We start from the raw sequence: 19,695 nt of genomic DNA, 5'->3' as shown, positions 1-19,695 counted from the left end.
GAACAGGAGCTACGCATGAAGAACGTCTCGGGAAGCAAGAAGGGTCGGCCCGGCGCCGTCCGCTCCGGTCGCAAGGGCAACAAGCAGGTCGGTTCCGGCGGGCAGGGCGCCCAGGCGCTCGAGGGCCGCAAGCCGACCCCGAAGGCCGAGGACCGCCCGTACCACCCCGCGGGCAAGCGCAAGGCCGCGAAGGAGCGCTTCGAGGCCGCCAAGGGCCGTCACGGTTCCTCGAGCACCCCGCAGGGTCGGACGGGCCGTCCGCCGGCACGCAAGACCGACGACTCCGAGTTGGTGACCGGGCGCAATTCCGTGCTCGAGGCCCTGCGGACGAAGACCCCGTCGTCGACGCTCTACATCGCGTCGCGCATCGAGGTCGACGACCGCGTCAAGGAGATCCTCGCGCTCGCCAACCACCGAGGCGTGCCGATCATCGAGCTCATGCGTCCCGAGCTCGACCGCATCACCGGACACGACAGCGTGCACCAGGGCGTCGCCCTCAAGGTGCCGGCCTACCAGTACGCCGTGGCCGAGGACATCGTCGAGCAGGCGTTCTCGCGCGACCAGGTCCCGCTGCTCGTCGCGCTCGACGGCATCACGGACCCCCGCAACCTCGGCGCGATCATCCGCTCGACCGCGGCCTTCGGCGGACACGGTGTCATCGTGCCGCAGCGTCGTTCGGTCGGTGTGACGGCGTCGGCGTGGAAGACCTCGGCCGGTGCCGCCGCACGCACCCCCGTCGCGATGGCCCCGAACCTCACGCAGACCCTGAAGTCGCTCAAGTCGATGGGCCTGTTCGTCCTCGGCCTGGACGGCGACGGCGACGTGGAGCTCGACGGCCTCGAACTCGCCGACCGTCCGATCGTGATCGTCGTCGGGTCCGAGGGCAAGGGCCTGTCGCGCCTGGTCACCGAGACCTGCGACGCCATCGTGTCGATCCCGATCTCGAGCGCCACCGAGTCCCTGAACGCCGGCATCGCCGCGAGCGTCACCCTGTGGGAGGTCGCGCGGCGCCGTCGCACCGCGTAGCCGCAGCACTTCGTGCGCAGGAATGGTCGCCTCCCCGAGCGGGAGGCGACCATTCTTGCTCACGGTGCTGGCTGAGGCGGGCTCGAAGGGTCAGGACACGTCGGCTGGTGCCTGCCGTGCGGTCACGCGTCGTCGCTGGGCGACGCCGCAGGTGACAGTCCGTGACCGGTCGACCTTCGCCCGGCGGGGTGTCGTGACCGCTCGACGTCGGATGTCACCACCGGCGGGCTGGGCGTGACGGTCTGGAGGGCCAGCGCCGGTCTCCGGGACGTGGGCCGGGCCTCCAGTCGGTCGCGTTCTCGACCCCCGAACGGTCAGGACACGTCGGCTGGTGTCCGCCGTGTGGTCACGAGTCGTCGCTGCGCGACGCCGCAGGCGACGGTCTGCGACCGGTCGGCGCCCACCCGGCGGGGTGTCGTGACCGACCGGGGACCGCGTCAGACCGTGGCGCGCCAGTCGTCGACGTCGTCGGACTCGTCGGACTCGTCGGACTCGTCGGACTCGTCGTCGTCCAGCACCGGGATCGGCACGGTGATCGACGAGGTCGGCGGGTTGATGAGCAGGCGCTCGTCGCGACGGTGTCGGAGCACGTCGTTGATGTAGGCGGTCGTGGCCTCCGGCAGGGAGACGGAACGCTCCTCTTGCTGGGACATGAACCAGCGGTGCTCGAGCAGCTCGTGGAACACCTCGGCTGGTTCGAGCCGGCCGCGCAGGTCGCGGGGGATCGAGCGGACGACGGGCTCGAAGACCCGCGAGACCCACTCGTGCGCCACCATCTCCTCGTCGAGTTCGTCACGGCCGTTGCGGGCGCGGTACGAGTCGAGGTCGTTGAGCAGGCGCCGGGCCTGGTTCTCGCCGGCGTCGAGCCCGGTGAGGCGCAGCAGTCGGCGCTGGTGGTGCCCGGCGTCGACGACCTTCGGCTGGATCCGGACCTGCGAGCCTCCCTCGGTCGTGTGGATCGAGAGCTCCTCGATGTCGAAGCCGAGCTCGTTCAGGCGCTCCACGCGGTCGTTGATGCGCCAGCGTTCCTTGATGTCGAACTGCTCGGTGCCGGTGAGCTCGGTCCAGAGCGTCCGGTACTGGGCGACGATGCGGTTCGAGACGTCGACGGGGTCGGCGTTCTCGTCGAGTCGACCGCCGGCCTCGAGGTCGAGCAGCTCGCCGGCGATGTTCACGCGGGCGACCTCGAGGTCGTTCTCGCGCTGGCCGTTCGACAGCCCGCCGGGGTAGAGCTTGCCGGTCTCGGCGTCGACCAGGTACGCGGCGAAGGCTCCGGCGTCGCGACGGAACAGCGTGTTCGACAGGGACACGTCGCCCCAGTAGAAGCCGATGACGTGCAGGCGGACGAGCAGCAGCGCGAGGGCGTCGACCAGGCGGGTGGCGGTCTCGGGGCGCAGGGTCTGCGAGTAGAGCGCGCGGTAGGGCAGGGAGAACCGCAGGTGGCGGGTCACGAGCACGGGGTGCAGCGGTTCACCGTCGGCGTCGACGCGGTTCGTGATCACCGCGACCGGGTCCACGCACGGCACGTCCATGCGCTGCAGGGTGCGGAGCATCTCGTACTCGGCCCGGGCGACCTCTTCACCCGTCTCCTTCACCGCGGCCACGTACCCGCTCAGGTGCACGAACCGCACGAGGTGCCGCGAGATGCCCTTCGGCAGCGCGACGATCGTGTCGTCGGGCCAGTCGGCGAGCGGCAGGTGCCACGGCAGGTCGAGCAGTCCGGGGTCGACGGTGGCGGCGGTGATGGACATCGAGTCGGGCACGGTGGTTCCTCTGGTGTGGGGGACAGCCGAGAGCCCGCGTCCGCCCTTGTGAGGCGGGCACGGGCTCTCGGGGGAGTGCGCTGGTTACGCGCTGACGACGGCCTTGTCGTCGAGGCGGTCGCCCGACTCGCTGTCGAAGGCGTGGACGTGGCCCTGCTTCGGCGTGACGACGATCGTGTCACCGATCGACGGGTGCGCACGACCGTCGACACGTGCGACGATGTCGGCGCGCTGGCCGTTCACGTCTGCGTGACCGTAGAGGTAGCCGTCGGCGCCGAGCTCCTCGACGACGTCGACCGTGACGGGCAGGCCCTCGCCGGACTGCGACACGATGACGTCCTCGGGGCGGATGCCGACCGTGATCTGTGCGGCACGGGCGTTCGACAGGGTGTCGCGGTCGATCGCGTGGTTGAGCGTGCCGAACTTGATACCGCCCTCGATGACGTCGGCGGGCAGCAGGTTCATGGCGGGCGAACCGATGAAGCCGGCGACGAACACGTTGTTCGGCTTCTCGTACAGGTCGCGCGGGGTGCCGACCTGCTGCAGGATGCCGTCCTTGAGCACCGCGATGCGGTCACCCATGGTGAGGGCCTCGGTCTGGTCGTGCGTGACGTACACCGTGGTGACGCCGAGACGACGCTGCAGCGACGCGATCTGCGTGCGGGTCTGGACGCGGAGCTTGGCGTCGAGGTTCGAGAGCGGCTCGTCCATGAGGAACACCTGCGGCTGACGGACGATCGCGCGGCCCATCGCGACGCGCTGACGCTGACCACCGGAGAGCGCCTTCGGCTTGCGGCCGAGGTAGTCCTCGAGGTCGAGGAGCTTGGCGGCCTCCTGCACGCGGGTGGCGCGCTCTTCCTTGCCGACACCCGCGATCTTGAGCGCGAAGCCCATGTTCTCGGCGACGGTCATGTGCGGGTACAGCGCGTAGTTCTGGAACACCATCGCGATGTCGCGGTCCTTCGGCGGGACGTCCGTGACGTCACGGTCGCCGATGCGGATCTGACCGGAGTTGACCTCTTCGAGGCCGGCCAGCATGCGGAGCGAGGTGGACTTGCCGCAGCCCGAGGGGCCGACGAGGACGAGGAACTCGCCGTCGGCGACGTCCAGGTCGAGGGAGTCGACCGCGGGACGGCTGCCTCCGGGGTAGAGACGGGTTGCCTTGTCATAGGTGACGGACGCCATGAGCGTTCGGTCCTTCCTTCACCGGCAGGTACGTGCCGGACGATCCGAGTGAAGCGGTGTGCCCGTACGGGCCCCGGACAGTCGCCGTCGACTGTCGAGGTTCATACAACACGAGTTCACCCGGGTGCGCCAGTGTTTTCCCCCTTGGTCGGCGGCTTCCCAGAGCGTCCCACTACAATCGCCGGGTCCGTCCGCCGAGCAGGGGAACGCCGAGCGGACACCGATCAGGAGGACGACGCACCGATGAACAACCGCCCCGAGGGTGCCGCCCGCGCCGCGCGGAACGAGCGCCGTGAAGCCGCCCGCCAGCGAGCCCAGCGTGCCCGGACCCAGCAGAAGCGACGCCAGCGTGGTGTCCGGCTCGGCCTGCAGATCGGGCTCGGGGTCGTGCTCCTCGCCGCCGCGACGATCGTCACGCTCGTCCTGGTCGACTCCGTGAAGCCCGCCGGCCCCGGCCCGTCGACCATGTCGCAGGGCGGCATCACCATCGGGCAGGGGCTGAAGCCCGTCACGGCGTCCGCGTCCGGATCGGCCTCCGCGTCGCCGAGCGGCGCCGCGACCGACGGTGCCGGCACCGTCCGGATCACCCTGTACGTCGACTACCTCTGCCCGGGCTGCGGCCAGTTCGAGCAGGCGAACGGTGACTACATCGAGGACCTCGTCGACTCCGGTGCGGCCACCGTCGACATCCACCCGGTCGCGATCCTGTCGAACCGCTCGCAGGGCACGAAGTACTCGCTCCGCGCCGCGAACGCCGCCGCCTGCGTGGCCGAGCACTCCCCGAACCAGTTCTACGCGGTGAACCAGGCGCTCTTCGCGGAGCAGCCGGACGAGGGCACCCCTGGTCTGACCGACGCCGAGCTCACCGACGTCGTCACGGGCGTGCAGGGACTGCAGGAACGCAGTGCCGTCCGGAGCTGCATCGCCGACCAGGACTACGCCAAGTGGGTGGACGAGCAGACGACGGCGGTGTCGGACGGAACGATCCCCGGGTCGACGCTCAAGGAGTTCCCCGGCACGCCGCTCGTGCTCGTGAACGGGCAGCGCTACGAGCTGACCTCGCCGGTCACGAACGACGACTTCCGCACCTTCGTGGTGACGGCCGCCGGTGCGACCGACGCGACCCCGACGCCCATGCCCACGCCCACGCCGAGCGCGACCCCGTCGCCCACACCGACCAAGCGCTGACTTCCGGACGAGCGCTGACGCGCTGACTGCGATCTGGAGGCCCGGTGCCAGCTGGCACCGGGCCTCCCGTCCGTCACCGGTGCGGCTACAGGGCCGAACCCGGGATGCTCAGGGTGTCGCAGCTCGTCGCGCCCTGCTGGTAGCCCCGCAGGAACCAGCGCTGTCGCTGCTCGCTCGACCCGTGCGTGAACGAGTCCGGGTCGACGCGGCCGGTCGCACGCTCCTGGATGCTGTCGTCGCCCACGGCGCTCGCCGCCGACAGGGCGTCGGTGATCTGGGAGCGGGTGATCGGTTCGAAGAAGGTCTCGCCGTTCGCGTCCTCGGTGGTCGCGGCGTCGCCGACCCAGGCCCCGGCGTAGCAGTCCGCCTGCAGCTCGACGCGGACACTGCCCGACGACGCACCCGTGCCGGAGCGGTCGGTGTTCGCGAACGACCCCTGCAGCTGCTGCACGTGGTGGCCCCACTCGTGTGCGACGACGTACATCTGCGCGAGCGGACCGCCGGACGAGCCGTACTGCGACTGCAGGTCGTCGTAGAACGCGGTGTCCAGGAAGATCGCACGGTCCGGCGGGCAGTAGAACGGGCCGGTCGCGGCCGAGGCCTGCCCGCACGAGGTGTCGGTGGCGCCCTGGAACAGGAAGAAATCCGGTGACGTGTACGAGATGCCGAGCGACCGTGCCTCGGACGTCCAGTAGGCGTCGAGCGACTCGGCCGCGCCCTCCATCCGGCACTCGACGCGCAGGTTGGCGTCGCGCCCGGTCCGGCACTCGGGGGCGGCGTCGACGGATTCGCCCTCCTGCTGGATCGTCGTCAGGCCGTTGCCGCCGCCGACGATCCCGCTCAGGTCGAAGCCGGTGAACTGCGCGATCAGGAACACCACGATGGCGCCGACGCCCACGGCGCCTCCGCCGATCGCCGTGGTGCGACCCCGCCGCTTGACCTTGCCGCCCCGGAGTTGGGAGTCGTCGTTGAACGTCATGATCCCGAACCTACCGATCAGCACCTCTCGATCAGCGGCCGCGCGTACCGTCGGCGGCGTCGGCCACCCCGACACCTGTCGTACACCTGTCGTACAACCGGAAGGAACCGCACGATGGCCACTCCCATCAGCACCGTGATGAGCCCCGCCCGCTACGTCCAGGGCAAGGACGCGATCACCCGCGTCGGCGAGTTCATCGCCCCGATCGGCAAGCGGCCCCTGATCGTCGCCGACGACGTGGTCTGGGGCATCGTCGAGACCGCCGTCTCCGAGAGCTTCCGGTCCGCCGACCTGGCCGTGGAGCGTGTCGGGTTCGGCCGCTTCGCCACCCTCGAGGCCGTGGACGAGCTCGTCGAGCAGATCCGCGCGACGGACGCCGACGTCATCGTGGGGCTCGGCGGCGGCTCCGCCATCGACGCCGCGAAGGCCGCTGGGCACCTCGCCGGCATCCGGTGGGCCAGCGTGCCGACGGCCGCGTCCACCGACGCCCCCACCTCGGCGCTCGCCGTCATCTACTCCGCCGAGGGCGAGTTCATCGAGTACCGCTTCTTCCCGCACAACCCGGACCTGGTGCTCATCGACACCAGGCTCGTCGCCAATGCGCCGGTGCAGTTCCTGGTCGCGGGCATCGGCGACGCGCTGGCGACCTGGGTCGAGGCCCGTGCCGCGAAGCGGGCCAACGCCGACACCATGGCCGGCGGCCTGCAGACCCAGACCGGCGTCGCGCTCGCCGAGCTGTCGTGGAAGCTCCTGCACGAGAACGCCCTGCAGGCCATCGAGGCCGTCAAGGCCAAGGTCGTCACCCCGGCGCTCGAGAAGGTCGTCGAGGCGAACACGCTGCTGTCCGGCCTGGGCTTCGAGTCCGGTGGGCTCGCGGCCGCCCACGCGATCCACAACGGACTGACCGCGGCTCCGCAGGCGCACGGCCTGGCGCACGGGCAGAAGGTGAACATCGGGACGATCGCGCAGCTCGTGCTCGAGGGTGCCCCGGCCGAGGAGATCGAGGACTTCGTCGTCTTCACCACGAAGGTCGGCCTGCCGAACACCCTGACCGAGATCGGCCTGACGGTGGACGACCGGGACGTGCTGCGCGCCGTGGCCGAGGCCGCGACGGTGGAGGGCGAGACCATCCACAACATGCCGTTCCCGGTGACGCCCGAGCTCGTGGTCGACGCCCTGGTCGCGATCGAGGGCATCGCACGCAGCATCCGCGCCGAGCACGGTCTGCCGGAGCCCGTGCTGTACGAGCACCACTGACGTTCGAGCAGCACTGACGTTCGAGGGATCAGGTGCGGATCAGCGGTTCCATCGTCGCCAGGTCCGCACCGATCCCGACGTCGACGAGTTCGATCCGCCCGGCGAGGGTGGCGGCGGGTCCCGTCAGCAGGCCGGCCTTCACGCCCCCGAAGGTGACGGTGACGTCGGCGTGCAGGACGTGGTCGTCCGCGACGCCGCCGGTGTCCACGTCGATCCCACTCGGCACGTCCACCGCGACGACGAACGGGGCACGCTGGTCGCGGGCGAGCTCACGGATGGCGTCCACGACCTCCCGCGCGGGGGACCGCAGCGCGTTCGCGCCGCGTGCCCCGATGCCGAGGATGCCGTCGAGCACGAGGTCGGCCTCGAGTGCCGCCTCGGTCGCGACGTCCGCCAGCCGCTCGCCGTCGCTCCGGCCGGCAGCCCGCAGGATGTCGGCCGCTCCGCCCGCGTTCGGTCCCGAGGCGCCGGACGGGCCGTCCAGCAGACGGGCGCCGGCGTCCAGCGCCGCTGCCAGGCCGGCCTCGTGGACACGGGAGCCGACGCGCAGGACCGCCACGTGCCTCCCGGCCGCTGCCAGGCGTGCGCCCGCGAACAGGGCGTCACCGCCGTTGTCGCCGCTGCCGGCGAGCACGAGGACGGACCCCGGCCCGTCGACCGGCCGCACGGCCGGGTCGTCCAGCAGGTCGCCGACGATGCGCGCGAGCCCGTCGGCGGCCCGCTGCATCAGGGGTTCCCCCGCGTCGAGGTGGGGGCGTTCCGCCGCCCGGATCTGATCGCCGCCGTAGCCGTCCATGGCCACCACACTGCCCCGATACGCTTGAGAGGACATGTCACTCGTCCCCGAAGCGCCCCGCCCCCGGTTCGTGATGTCGCCCGACGGGCTGCGACTCGCGACCTACGACTTCGGCGACCCCGACGCCCCGGCCGTCATCGCGGTGCACGGTTTCGCGTCCGGTGCGGTGCTCAACTGGCACGCCTCGGGCTGGACACGGCACCTGGTCCGTGCCGGGTACCGGGTCCTGGCGCTCGACCAGCGCGGGCACGGCGCGAGCGCGAAGCCGCACGACCCGGGTGCCTACTCGATGGACCTGCTCGTCGCCGACGTCACCACGGTCATCGACACGTACCTGCTCGACGACGTGGCGTTCCTCGGCTACTCGCTCGGCGCACGGGTCGGCTGGCACACCGCCGAGCGGCTGCCGGGCCGGATCTCGCGCGCGGTGTTCGGCGGGATCCCGGACGCCGACCCGATGCGTCGCGTCCGCGTCGACCAGGCGAAGGCGTACATCGCCGACGGCACCCCCATCGAGGACCGCGTCACCAACGGCTACCTGACGATGGCGGGCAACGTCGAGGGCAACGACCTCGGCGCGCTCGTGGCCATGGTCGAGGGGATGCGGAACAGCATCGAGCCGACCCCGGAGAACGCCCCTGCGCAGCCGCTCCTGATCGCCGCCGGCAGCGAGGACGGCATCCGCGACAGCGCGGTCCGGCTCGCCGAGGCCGCGCCGAACGCCACCTTCTTCGAGATCCCGGGGCGCAACCACTTCAACGCCCCGACCTCGCGGCCGTTCCGCGAAGCGGCGCTGCGGTTCCTGTCCGCCCCGCGCTGAGGGGTACTCGTGGGTCCCCTCGGTCGGACGGCACCGGGCGTACCGTCCCGGCCATGGACTACAGACTCCTCGGCAACAGCGGGACATCGGTGTCGACGCTGACCCTCGGCACCATGACGTTCGGCAGCGAAGCCGACGAACCCACCTCACACGCCATCCTCGACGCCTTCGTGGCCGCCGGTGGAACGCTCGTCGACACGGCGGACGTCTACTCCGGCAACGAGTCCGAGCGGATCATCGGCCGCTGGCTCGCAGCACACCCCACCGAGGCCGCGCAGGTCGTCCTCGCCACCAAGGGCCGGTTCCCGCAGGGCGACGGCCCGAACGACCTCGGCCTGTCCCGTCGACACCTGCGCGTGGCCCTCGACGCCTCGCTCGAGCGGCTCGGCGTCGACCACATCGACCTGTACCAGATGCACGCGTGGGACGCCCTGACCCCCATCGACGAGACCCTGCGGTTCCTCGACGACGCCGTGTCCGCCGGCAAGATCGGCTCGTACGGGTTCTCGAACTACCTCGGCTACCAGGTCACCAAGGCCGTCTACGAGGCGAAGGCGCACGGCTGGGCCCCGCCCGTCACCCTGCAGCCGCAGTACAACCTGCTCGTCCGCGACATCGAGCACGAGGTCGTGCCCGCCTGCCTCGACGCCGGCATCGGCCTGCTGCCCTGGTCGCCGCTGGCCGGCGGCTGGCTCTCCGGCAAGTACCAGCGCGACGAGGCCCCGACCGGCGCCACCCGCCTGGGCGAGAACCCCCAGCGCGGCATGGAGGCGTGGGAGGCCCGCAACGGCGACGAGCGCACGTGGGAGGTGCTCGACGCCGTCTCCGAGGTGGCCGACGCCCACGACGCGTCGAAGTCACAGGTCGCACTCGCCTGGCTGCTGGCCCGTCCCGCGGTCACGAGCGTGATCCTGGGCGTCCGCACCCTGTCGCAGCTCGAGGACAACCTCGGTGCCGCGGACCTGGTGCTCACCGACGACGAGCTCGCCCGGCTGACCGACGCCAGCGCTCCCCGCATCGACGACTACCCCTACGGCACGGCCGGCGTGGCGCAGCGGGAGCGGAAGATCACGGGCGGACGCTGAGCGGACAGGGCCGCTGCGCGTTCGTGCACATCGTGCGGATTTCCGCGGATGTGGGGTCAGGGTGTGGACGCGCGGGTCGGTGAGGTGTCATCCTCATCGCACGACCGGCTGGTTACCGCGTCCAGCGCCCGGAACGCCCCCTGATCCGCGTTCCGTGTGCCGATGCCCCGGGCGAGACTTCGCCCGGGGCATCGCTTCGTGTGGGGCAGTGCGTCGCGCCCCCTCCACGCCTCCTGTACGGCAGTATTCCACCGTGCTGCTCTGCTTCGTCGATGAATCCTTCAAGCCGGACCTCTACGGCTTCGGCGCCGTGATGGCGGACGCGGCACAGACCCGCTGGCTCACGCACCGCATGCACGAGATCGTCGCGGCGCTCGAGGAGTACGGCGTCGAGGCGCAGGCCGAGATCCACGCCCACCCGATCTTCCACGGGAAGGGCGCTTGGGGTGCCGTCCCGCCACGCGTGCGCGTGAAGGTGTTCCTCGACGTGGTCGAAGCCGTCGTGACTTCCGGAGCAACCGTGCTGCTCCGAGGTTGCCGCCCCGGGCAGTTGCGTCGGTACCAGGATGCGCGGGGCTTCCGTGATCGGCACTCCCCGGAACAGGTGGCCTTCCAGCACCTCCTGCAGCGGGTCGACGCGAAGGCCGGTGAGATGGATGTTCACGCGCTCGTCATCGCGGACGAACGGTCGGATCGAGACCGGCACCGTGAGCGCTTCGCGGTGTACCAGGCCTACGGGACTCCCGGAACGTACATGCACAGCCGGCTCGAGCGGTTGCTCGACACCGTTCACTTCGCGCCGAGTCACCACTCACGCATGCTGCAGGTCGCCGATCTCCTGGCGTTCGTCTGGGTGCGCTCGCGGACGGTGGAGGAACGGGATCCGAGGCAGGCGCGTGTCCTCGCCGCACTCGTCGACGACGTCGAACGGTGCGCGTACCATCCCGGCGTCTGGCCCTGAAACTGGTCGACCGGCACCACCGCCCGGACGCACGACAGCCCCGCTCGAGGCGGGGCTGAAGGCGGTGCGGGCGGCGAACGAGTCGCGGCCTGCGCATGCAGTATATGGGGCCGGCAGCGGGACTTGAACCCGCAACCCCCGTATTACAAGTACGGTGCGCTACCAATTGCGCCATGCCGGCTGACGCCGCTCATCCTACCGGTGAGGGCGTCCGGAGCTCACTCGCCCGACTTCTCCGAGAAGTTCAGCGAGATCGAGTTCATGCAGTACCGGTCACCCGTGGGGGTGCCGAACCCGTCCGGGAACACGTGGCCCAGGTGCGAACCGCAGTTCGCGCAACGGACCTCGGTGCGGGCCATGCCGAGGGAGTTGTCCTCGATGAGCTGCACGGCGTCCGGGTTCACCGACTCGTAGAACGACGGCCAGCCGCAGCCGGAGTCGAACTTCGTGCCGCTCTTGAACAGCTCCGCGTTGCAGGCCGCACAGGTGTAGACGCCGGCGCGCTCCTCGTCGAGGAGTTCACCGGTCCACGGTCGTTCGGTCCCCGCCTGGCGGAGGACGGCGTACTGGTCCGGGGAGAGCTCCTCGCGCCACTGGGCGTCGGACTTGTCGACGTTGTATGCCATTGGTTCCTCCTGCTTCCGGCCGGGCTCTTCCTGGCACTCCCGACCACTTCACTAAACTCGCCACGATGTCCGAGCATTCCGTGCACCACGCCCGCTGGACCCGTCTGACGACGGACGAACTGTACGGCATCGTCGTCCTGCGCAACCGCGTGTTCGCGCTCGAGCAACGGGTCACCGCCGAGGACTTCGACGGCCGTGACCGCGAGCCCGACACCGAGCACTGGTGGTTCGGCACGGACACCGATGCGGTTGGGTACCTGCGGCTCATCCGCCCGGCGACCGACGAGGTCCACCCCGACGGCGCAGCGCCGCCGGCGTGGGTGATCGGCCGCGTCGCGACCGACCCGGAGCACCGTGGACAGGGGATCGCCGGCCGGCTCGTCGCCGCCGTGCTCGACGAACACGGACACGACCCGTTCGTCCTCCACGCCCAGGAGTACGTCGCCGCCCTCTACGAGCGGTACGGCTTCGTGCGGTTCGGGGAGCCGTACGACGAGGCCGGCATCCGCCACGTCGGCATGCACCGGCCCGGGCGCTGATGGACACCCGCGCCCGGTACGACGCGTACGCCGACCGCATCCAGGCCGTCTCGCCGTCGTACGCCGCCTGGGCACGGTCGCTCGACGACTCCCTCGTCGCGCTCCTCGCCGAGGTCCCCGAGCAGCAGCGGCAGCCGGAACTGTTCTTCGCGGTCGCGCGGCGGCTGGGCGCGGACCCGTCGGACCCGGGTGCGCTGCGCGCGCTCGGCCTGGAGGCCCGCCCCGCGCTGGTCACGGCCCTCGCCTCCGCCACGGTGCAGGCCAACGACCCGCAACGGCTCGCACCGGTCGTCCCGCTGTTCGCGGCGCTCGCCGAACGGTCCGCGCGTCCGCTCGGCCTGGTCGACGCCGGGGCCGCCGCCGGGCTGTGCTCGATCCCGGACCGGGTGACCCTGGACTACCGCGTCGGTTCCGGGGCCTCGGTCCTCCGGATGCACACCCCGGTCGCCGAGCCCTCGGTCCGGCTTGTCGCGGACGCAACCGGGGCCGTTCCCACACCCGCGACCGTCCCGATCAGGGTCGGGGCCCGGGTGGCCCTCGACCCGAACCCGATCGACCTGTCGGTCCCCGGTGCGTTCGACCGGCTGGTCGAGGCCGTCCCGCCCGAGGCGTCGGACCGGACCGCCCTGATGCGCGCGGCGGCGTCCGCGACGCTCACCGTGCCTCCAGTCCGGATCCGGGGCGCGCTGCCCGGCGACCTCGACCGTGCACTCGACGCCCTGCCGGACGACGTCGAACCGGTCGTCCTGACCACCGGGACCCTGGTCTACGTTCCGGGCGCGGACCGGCAGCGGTTCGTGGACCGGATCCGTGCGCGAGGCGTGCACTGGATCGCCCTCGAACGCACCGGGATCCTGCGCGGGGTGGCGGCGACGCTGCCCGACGACGTGGACGCGGCGGACACGGACGCGTTCGCGACGGCTTCGCTCGACGGGGTCGCGGTCGCCGTCTCCGACCCGTTCGGGACACGTGTGCGCTGGTTCCGTGCGCCGAACCTGTGACCGGTGTTCGCGACAGTCCAGCGCCGTGCCAGGGTCCGGATCGACTCCACCCCTACGATGTGCGAGACCCGTTACCCGACCGTGATCGGAACCGCCGTGACCAGCCCCACCGACGAACGCAGCGTCGACGAGCGCCGTGCTGACCAGCTCAGTGAGCTCGCGGAGCGCGTGCTGACGTTCGAGCAGGACCGGGCACGGCACGACCGCACGAAGGAAGCGGAGATCCGGGTGGAGTTCGAGATGTCGGCGGCGCGCTATTACCAGGTGCTGAACCGCGTGATCGACTCGCCCGCGGCACTCGCGTACGACCCGCAGCTCGTCAGCCGGCTGCAGCGGCTCCGTCACGCGCGCACCAGCGCCCGGGCGACGCGCAGCTTCGTCGCGCCCGGTGCAGCTCCCGAAGGACGTGAAGAGGAACGATGAGCACGAGATTCCCCCGAGACCGGTTCGACGACGTCGCCGACGGCCCGCGGGTCGGTGCGCACCGCGGTGCCCAGCGTCGCGGCCGTGGCTGGATCGCCTTCGCCTGGGCGGCGCTCGCCACCGGTGTGCTCGTCGGCATCGGGGTGCTCGTCCTCGCACTGCTGAACGGCAGCTACTCGTTCAACGGATCCGACTCGCCCTCGGCCTCCACGTCGGCGTCCGCCACCGCGAAGCCCTCGGCGACGTCCAAGCCGTCCGCGTCCTCGTCCGCCGGTTCCGGCTCCGCGGGGTCGGGCAGCGCTGCGGCCGCGACGCCGGCACAGCAGGGCACCACCACCGTCGTCGTCCTGAACGGTACGACCACCACGGGCCTCGCCAGCCGTGCGAGTGCGGCGCTGACCGGCGCCGGCTGGCAGGTCGCCTCCACCGGTGACGCCGGGACGACCGGGTCGACGTCGACGATCGTCTACTACCAGCAGGCGTCGCAGGCGGCGGTCGCGCAGGGCATCGCGAAGCAGCTCGGCGTCACGGCCGTGCAGCAGTCGGCGGCGTTCCCGAACGCCGACGTGAGCGTCGTCCTCGGCGCCGACTACACCGGCTGATCGGCCGCCGCGGGGAGTCCTGCCGGTCGTCGCGCCGCGTTTTCCGCGCATTGTGTGACGGCTGTGTTTCGGGCACGTTGATTTCTGACGGAATCGACGTGAAACAACGTCACACCTCTTGCCTGATCGGACGGGTTCGGTCAGAGTCCCATGCAGACGACGATCACGTCGTTCCGCACTGCAGTACCAGGGAGCAAGAGATCATGGCCAACGGAACCGTGAAGTGGTTCAACGCTGAAAAGGGCTTCGGCTTCATCACCGTGGATGGAGGGGGCCAGGACGTGTTCGTGCACTACTCGGCCATCGACATGTCGGGTTACAAGGTCCTCGAGGAGGGCCAGGCCGTCGTCTTCGACGTCGGCACCGGGTCGAAGGGTCCGCAGGCAGAGTCCGTCCGCCCCGCCTGAGCACGACCACTTCCAGAACGCGCCGTCCCGTCAGGGGCGGCGCGTTCGTCGTGTGCGGGGACGGTGACCGGCGCGGGGAGCGCGACCGCGGCGGTGGTGCGGGGTCCGCCGGACGCGACGTGTCCTGGGAAGTCGTCACGAGCCTCCCGACTGTGTTGCACTCACACCCGGCGAGTGCCAGAATCGGCGTTGGCACTCGCTCACGCTGAGTGCCAGCACGACCCCCAAGACGACGTCCGGGAGGGACGAAAAACCACATGGCTAAGATCATTGCTTTCGACGAGGAGGCCCGCCGTGGCCTCGAGCGCGGCCTGAACCAGCTGGCCGACGCCGTGAAGGTGACGCTCGGCCCGCGCGGCCGCAACGTCGTCCTCGAGAAGAAGTGGGGCGCCCCCACGATCACGAACGACGGTGTCTCGATCGCCAAGGAGATCGAGCTCGACGACCCGTACGAGAAGATCGGCGCGGAGCTCGTCAAGGAGGTCGCCAAGAAGACCGACGACGTCGCCGGTGACGGTACGACCACCGCGACCGTCCTCGCCCAGGCGCTCGTCCGTGAAGGCCTCCGCAACGTCGCCGCCGGTGCCGACCCCGTGTCGCTCAAGCGCGGCATCGAGAAGGCCGTCGCCGCCGTCTCCGACCAGCTCCTCGCCAACGCGAAGGACATCGAGACCAAGGACCAGATCGCCGCGACCGCGTCGATCTCGGCTGCTGACCCGACCATCGGCGCGCTCATCGCCGAGGCCATCGACAAGGTCGGCAAGGAAGGCGTCGTCACCGTCGAGGAGTCGAACACCTTCGGCACCGAGCTCGAGCTCACCGAGGGCATGCGCTTCGACAAGGGCTACCTGTCGCAGTACTTCGTCACCGACCCCGAGCGTCAGGAAGCCGTCTTCGAGGACGCCTACATCCTGATCGTCAACTCGAAGATCTCGAACATCAAGGACCTCCTGCCGGTCGTCGACAAGGTGATCCAGGCGGGCAAGCAGCTCCTGATCATCGCCGAGGACGTCGACGGCGAGGCCCTGGCCACGCTCGTCGTGAACAAGATCCGCGGCATCTTCAAGTCCGTCGCCGTCAAGGCCCCGGGCTTCGGTGACCGCCGCAAGGCCATGCTGCAGGACATCGCGATCCTCACCGGTGGCCAGGTCATCTCGGAAGAGGTCGGCCTCAAGCTCGAGAACGCGACGCTCGACCTGCTCGGTCGTGCCCGCAAGGTCGTCATCACCAAGGACGAGACCACGATCGTCGAGGGTGCCGGCGACGCCGAGCAGATCGCCGGCCGTGTCCGCCAGATCCGTGCCGAGATCGAGGCGACCGACTCCGACTACGACCGCGAGAAGCTCCAGGAGCGCCTCGCGAAGCTCGCCGGTGGCGTCGCCGTCATCAAGGCGGGTGCCGCGACCGAGGTCGAGCTCAAGGAGCGCAAGCACCGCATCGAGGACGCCGTCCGCAACGCGAAGGCTGCCGTCGAAGAGGGCATCGTCGCCGGTGGTGGCGTCGCCCTCATCCAGGCCGGTGCCGTCGCACTCGAGGCCCTCGAGCTCGAGGGTGACGAGGCGACCGGTGCGAACATCGTCCGCGTGGCCATCGACGCGCCGCTCAAGCAGATCGCACTGAACGCCGGTCTCGAGCCGGGTGTCGTCGCCGCCAAGGTCCGCGAGCTCGAGTCGGGTTGGGGCCTCAACGCCGCGACCGGCGAGTACGTCGACCTGATCGCCGCCGGCATCATCGACCCCGCCAAGGTCACGCGTTCGGCGCTGCAGAACGCTGCGTCGATCGCCGGTCTGTTCCTGACCACCGAGGCCGTCGTCGCCGAGAAGCCCGAGCGCACCCCTGCTGCTCCGGCTGGCGACCCGACGGGTGGCATGGACTTCTAAGTCCGTCTGACGGAAGGGCCCCACACGCTGCGCGTGTGGGGCCCTTCCGCGTGTGCGGGGGCGGCGGGTCGGCGGGGCTGGGCCGGGGGCCGGGCGGGCGGTCACAACACCCCGCTCAGGTTCGCCGCGCGGTCACGAACCGTCGGTTGTGCCCGTTCCCGTCGACACTTCGTGACCGTTGGCCGGCGCAGGAGCGGGGAGTCGTGGCCGGCTCGTGCGTGCGGCTTGCGCGTGTCCTGGGTCGTCTCTCCCGCACAGGAGGCCCGGCTCACCTCGTTCTCCACAGGTCCCGAGTGCGCGTGGCCGGCTCGCGTGCCCCGCAACGACCATGACGGCATGCCAGCTGCCCGTCGCCTCCCTGCCCCGTTCGACCGAATCACCTTCCGCGTGGCCGATGCGGTCGGTGACGGCATCGATCCGGAACGGCTCCGACGCACCGACCTGGCAGCCCCGGTCCACGGTGTGCGTGCTCCGATCGACTCGGTGGACTTCATCGACGCCGTCGCCCTGGTCATGCGTCCCGACCAGTTCTTCAGCCACACGACCGCCGCCGCGATCTGGGGTGCGCCACTGCCGCAGTCAGTGCGCTCGGTCGGCCCGGTGCACGTCTCGACCGCGAGGGACGGGAGCCGGATGCGTCGGCCCGGCGTGGTCGCGCACCGGCTGGACCGGCCGAGGACCGTCGAACACCGCGGGTTCCCGGTCAGTGTCCCCGCGCAGATGTGGTTCGAGTGCGCCGGCGTGCTCGCACGTGATGCGCTGGTCGCGATCGGGGACCACCTCGTCGGACCAGCCGGGCTGGCGACGGCGGACGACCTCCGTGCGTCGATCCGCCCCGGCACACGCTTCGCGCTCGCTGCTCGGCGCGCGCTGGACCTCGTCCGGGCCGGGGCGGAGTCGCCGCAGGAGACCTGGCTCCGTCTGGCAGTGGTCGAAGCGGGCTTCCCCGAGCCGGAGCTGAACGTCGACGTGCACGATGGTGCGGGGCGGTTCCTCGGACGCGTCGACATGGCGTGGTCGGAGTTCGGCATCGCGTTGGAGTACGACGGCGATCACCACCGGGAGCGCGACACCTTCCGACACGATCAACGACGGGACAACGGGTTCGTGGTGAACGACTGGCTCGTGATCCACGCGACGGCATCGGACGCACACCGACCCGCGGTGCTGTTCGAGCGACTTCGCCAGGCGTTCGAGGTCCGAGCGGTCGGAAGTCGTCGGCAGTCAGTGTGATGGCCGTGATCGCCACGCTGAAGATCTCGTCGCCGGGCGGTCACGACACGTCGTTGGCTGTGCGCCGGCCGGTCACGAACTGTCGGCCAGCGGGCGCGCAGACGACAGATCGTGACCACTCGGCGGCGTCGGACGGGGTGTTGTGACCGCCCGGGACGCCGGCGGGACGCGAGCGGCCGGGCCGCACGGCCCGCGTGGGTCAGGCGGAGAAGTCGCGGGGGAGCAGGGGGAGCCAGACGCGGAAGGTGGCGCCGCCGCCCTCGGTGTCGAAGACCTCGACGGAGCCGTGGTGCGCCGCGACGATGCCGGACACGATGGCGAGCCCGAGGCCCGAGCCGCCGGTGTCCCGGGCGCGAGAGGTGTCCGCACGCCAGAAGCGCTGGAAGATCTTCTCGCGCAGCTGCGGCGGGATGCCCTCACCGTGGTCGATCACGTCGAGGTGTGCCATGCCGCGATCGTCGTCCACGCCGATGCCGATCTCGATCGGGTCGTCGTTCGCCGTGAACCGCATGGCGTTGCCCATCAGGTTCGTGACGATCTGGCGGATCTTGTTCTCTTCCGCCAGGACGATCGGCGGGCGCTTCGGCAGCACGACCGTGGGCAGCGGGGTGGTCTCGTCGGTCGGCGCGGCACCGGCGTCGATGTTCATGGCGCGGGTGCGACGGGCCCGCAGGCGCGCGATGGTCTGGCGCGAGAACGCGATCGGCCCGGTGGTGTTCGCCGAGGTGGGCGACACGGGCGGTGCTTCGCCGGAGTCCGGGGAGCCGATGGACGCCGACGCCGACGGGCGGACCGCCTGGGGCACGCTCTCGCCGGTCAGGGAATCCTCGACGAGGACCTGGATCTCGCGGTCGGGGTTGGAGGCCATCGTGTCGAGCGCCGAGTCACGGGCGATGGCGACGAGGTCGACCGGGCCGAGCTCGAGCGGCTTCGACTCGTCGATGCGGGCGAGCTGCAGCAGGTCCTGCACGAGCAGACCCATCCGCTGCGCTTCCTTCTCGATGCGCTCCATCGCCTGGGCGACGTCCTCTTCCTTGCGCAGGGCGCCCATCCGGTACAGCTCGGCGTACCCGCGCAGGGACACCAGCGGCGTGCGGAGCTCGTGCGAGGCGTCCCCGACGAACCGGCGCATCTGGGCGATGGTGCGCTCGCGGTCCTCGAACGCGGAGTCGATCCGCTCGAGCATGACGTTGAGGGAGCGGTTGAGGCGGCCGACCTCGGTGTTCGGGGTGTCGGCCTCGAGGCGCTGGTTGAAGTCACCCGCGGCGAACCGGGCGGCGGTGTCCTCGACGTCGCGCAGCGGGTCGAAGGTCGCGGTGACGAGCAGGCGGGTGAGCATGGCGCCGAGCAGGATGACCGACGCACCGAACCCGAGGAAGATCGCGGTGAACTTGCCGATCGTCTCGTCGGTGCCGGCACTGGAGACGGCGATGAGCACGTAGCCGGTCTCGGTGGTGCCGTCGGACTGGTTCTGCAGCGACGCCGGGATGATCTGGGCGCGCCACTCGTGGTTGTGCTGGCTGTCGTACAGCGAGATGCGCTGGTTCGACTGCGAGGCCTCGACCAGGGTGGCTTCACGGACGTCGGGCCGACTCGCCGCCTTCGTCTGGCAGATCCGGTCGCCGTCGGCGTCGTACGCGGCGACGTAGGCGCTCTGCGACACCACGACGGAGAGTTTGCAGTACTGCTCGCCGTCGCTGATGTTCTGGCCCTCGAGCTGCTCGGTCGTCTGCTTGACCGTGTTGTCGAGCTGTTGCATGAGGTAGGTGGACAGCACGGTCATCGTGCCGAGTCCGGCGACGAGCAATCCGAGCGCGACGAGCAGCACCGTGATCCCGGTGATCTTGGTGCGCAGGGAGATCCCGTCCCACCAGTGGTTCATTCGCGTGTGCATGCTGCCCCAACGATAGACAGCGGCCGCCCG

The 19,695-nt window shown here is 70.6% G+C and carries 19 protein-coding genes and 1 tRNA gene; 13 read left to right on the top strand and 7 right to left on the bottom strand.

All coding sequences use genetic code 11. The features are described from left to right. The first annotated feature begins 15 nt into the window (after nt 1-15). Nucleotides 16-1,026 carry a 23S rRNA (guanosine(2251)-2'-O)-methyltransferase RlmB gene (rlmB, locus tag DEJ20_RS16115; protein WP_111235669.1) on the top strand — a complete coding sequence of 337 codons (1,011 nt, stop codon included), beginning with the start codon at nt 16-18 and terminating at the stop codon, nt 1,024-1,026. A 437-nt stretch (nt 1,027-1,463) separates the two neighbouring features. Here rlmB and DEJ20_RS16110 read toward each other — a convergent pair whose 3' ends face one another. Beyond that, nucleotides 1,464-2,789 carry a DUF4032 domain-containing protein gene (locus DEJ20_RS16110; protein ID WP_111235670.1) on the bottom strand — a complete coding sequence of 442 codons (1,326 nt, stop codon included), beginning with the start codon at nt 2,787-2,789 and terminating at the stop codon, nt 1,464-1,466. An 84-nt stretch (nt 2,790-2,873) separates the two neighbouring features. Beyond that, nucleotides 2,874-3,974, bottom strand: a complete 1,101-nt coding sequence (locus DEJ20_RS16105; RefSeq protein WP_111235671.1) for an ABC transporter ATP-binding protein — start codon at nt 3,972-3,974, stop codon at nt 2,874-2,876. A 243-nt stretch (nt 3,975-4,217) separates the two neighbouring features. Here DEJ20_RS16105 and DEJ20_RS16100 point away from each other — a divergent pair, with 243 nt between their 5' ends. Beyond that, nucleotides 4,218-5,162 carry a DsbA family protein gene (locus tag DEJ20_RS16100; RefSeq protein ID WP_111235672.1) on the top strand — a complete coding sequence of 315 codons (945 nt, stop codon included), beginning with the start codon at nt 4,218-4,220 and terminating at the stop codon, nt 5,160-5,162. Nucleotides 5,163-5,247: 85 nt separating this feature from the next. Here DEJ20_RS16100 and ypfJ read toward each other — a convergent pair whose 3' ends face one another. After that, nucleotides 5,248-6,141, bottom strand: a complete 894-nt coding sequence (ypfJ, locus tag DEJ20_RS16095) for a KPN_02809 family neutral zinc metallopeptidase (RefSeq protein WP_111235743.1) — start codon at nt 6,139-6,141, stop codon at nt 5,248-5,250. A gap of 114 nt (nt 6,142-6,255) precedes the next feature. On the opposite strand from ypfJ, the gene DEJ20_RS16090 reads away from it, so the two are divergent. Beyond that, nucleotides 6,256-7,398: a glycerol dehydrogenase gene (locus DEJ20_RS16090; protein ID WP_111235673.1), complete on the top strand. Its 1,143-nt coding sequence runs from the start codon at nt 6,256-6,258 to the stop codon at nt 7,396-7,398. Nucleotides 7,399-7,426: 28 nt separating this feature from the next. Here DEJ20_RS16090 and DEJ20_RS16085 read toward each other — a convergent pair whose 3' ends face one another. After that, on the bottom strand, nt 7,427-8,230 hold the full coding sequence (locus DEJ20_RS16085; RefSeq protein WP_258377187.1) for an NAD(P)H-hydrate epimerase: 804 nt from the start codon (nt 8,228-8,230) through the stop codon (nt 7,427-7,429). Here DEJ20_RS16085 and DEJ20_RS16080 point away from each other — a divergent pair. The 3 genes from DEJ20_RS16080 to DEJ20_RS16070 all read left to right on the top strand — a co-directional run bounded on the left by DEJ20_RS16080 (nt 8,229) and on the right by DEJ20_RS16070 (nt 11,060). Then, nucleotides 8,229-9,014, top strand: coding sequence for an alpha/beta fold hydrolase (locus DEJ20_RS16080; protein WP_111124194.1), 786 nt, complete (start codon nt 8,229-8,231; stop codon nt 9,012-9,014). The two genes, DEJ20_RS16085 and DEJ20_RS16080, sit on opposite strands and share 2 nt — an antisense overlap. A gap of 53 nt (nt 9,015-9,067) precedes the next feature. Then, the gene (locus DEJ20_RS16075; RefSeq protein ID WP_110861756.1) at nt 9,068-10,099 is read left to right on the top strand and encodes an aldo/keto reductase; all 1,032 of its coding nucleotides are present in this window, start codon (nt 9,068-9,070) and stop codon (nt 10,097-10,099) included. Nucleotides 10,100-10,307: 208 nt separating this feature from the next. Next, on the top strand, nt 10,308-11,060 hold the full coding sequence (locus tag DEJ20_RS16070; protein WP_284183349.1) for a DUF3800 domain-containing protein: 753 nt from the start codon (nt 10,308-10,310) through the stop codon (nt 11,058-11,060). 105 nt (nt 11,061-11,165) lie between these two features. Here DEJ20_RS16070 and DEJ20_RS16065 read toward each other — a convergent pair. Together DEJ20_RS16065 and msrB are read right to left on the bottom strand one after the other, a co-directional pair. Further along, nucleotides 11,166-11,241 (bottom strand) — tRNA-Thr (locus DEJ20_RS16065). A 37-nt stretch (nt 11,242-11,278) separates the two neighbouring features. After that, nucleotides 11,279-11,686, bottom strand: coding sequence for a peptide-methionine (R)-S-oxide reductase MsrB (msrB, locus tag DEJ20_RS16060; protein ID WP_027466599.1), 408 nt, complete (start codon nt 11,684-11,686; stop codon nt 11,279-11,281). 65 nt (nt 11,687-11,751) lie between these two features. On the opposite strand from msrB, the gene DEJ20_RS16055 reads away from it, so the two are divergent. The 7 genes from DEJ20_RS16055 to DEJ20_RS16025 all read left to right on the top strand — a co-directional run bounded on the left by DEJ20_RS16055 (nt 11,752) and on the right by DEJ20_RS16025 (nt 17,771). After that, on the top strand, nt 11,752-12,225 hold the full coding sequence (locus tag DEJ20_RS16055; RefSeq protein WP_111235675.1) for a GNAT family N-acetyltransferase: 474 nt from the start codon (nt 11,752-11,754) through the stop codon (nt 12,223-12,225). Beyond that, complete coding sequence (locus DEJ20_RS16050) at nt 12,225-13,226, top strand: DUF2332 family protein (RefSeq protein ID WP_111235676.1); 1,002 nt, start codon at nt 12,225-12,227, stop codon at nt 13,224-13,226. Before DEJ20_RS16055 ends, DEJ20_RS16050 begins: the two co-directional genes overlap by 1 nt. A 96-nt stretch (nt 13,227-13,322) precedes the next feature. Continuing rightward, nucleotides 13,323-13,649, top strand: a complete 327-nt coding sequence (locus DEJ20_RS16045) for a DUF3263 domain-containing protein (protein ID WP_258377188.1) — start codon at nt 13,323-13,325, stop codon at nt 13,647-13,649. Next, the gene (locus tag DEJ20_RS16040) at nt 13,646-14,251 is read left to right on the top strand and encodes a LytR C-terminal domain-containing protein (RefSeq protein ID WP_111235678.1); all 606 of its coding nucleotides are present in this window, start codon (nt 13,646-13,648) and stop codon (nt 14,249-14,251) included. Before DEJ20_RS16045 ends, DEJ20_RS16040 begins: the two co-directional genes overlap by 4 nt. A 203-nt stretch (nt 14,252-14,454) precedes the next feature. Then, entirely contained in the window at nt 14,455-14,658 is a 204-nt protein-coding gene (locus DEJ20_RS16035; protein ID WP_017888049.1) for a cold-shock protein, read from the top strand. Nucleotides 14,659-14,915: 257 nt separating this feature from the next. Continuing rightward, complete coding sequence (groL, locus tag DEJ20_RS16030; protein ID WP_071404070.1) at nt 14,916-16,538, top strand: chaperonin GroEL; 1,623 nt, start codon at nt 14,916-14,918, stop codon at nt 16,536-16,538. A 336-nt stretch (nt 16,539-16,874) separates the two neighbouring features. Beyond that, nucleotides 16,875-17,771: a putative endonuclease domain-containing protein gene (locus DEJ20_RS16025; protein ID WP_284183348.1), complete on the top strand. Its 897-nt coding sequence runs from the start codon at nt 16,875-16,877 to the stop codon at nt 17,769-17,771. A 199-nt stretch (nt 17,772-17,970) separates the two neighbouring features. Here DEJ20_RS16025 and DEJ20_RS16020 read toward each other — a convergent pair whose 3' ends face one another. Beyond that, entirely contained in the window at nt 17,971-19,665 is a 1,695-nt protein-coding gene (locus DEJ20_RS16020) for a sensor histidine kinase (RefSeq protein ID WP_111235680.1), read from the bottom strand. Between the last annotated feature and the right edge of the window lie 30 nt (nt 19,666-19,695).

It is taken from the genome of Curtobacterium sp. MCSS17_005 (genome assembly GCF_003234225.2).
Classification (GTDB): Bacteria; Actinomycetota; Actinomycetes; order Actinomycetales; family Microbacteriaceae; genus Curtobacterium; species Curtobacterium flaccumfaciens.
This window is presented reverse-complemented; position numbering and strand designations above follow the sequence as displayed.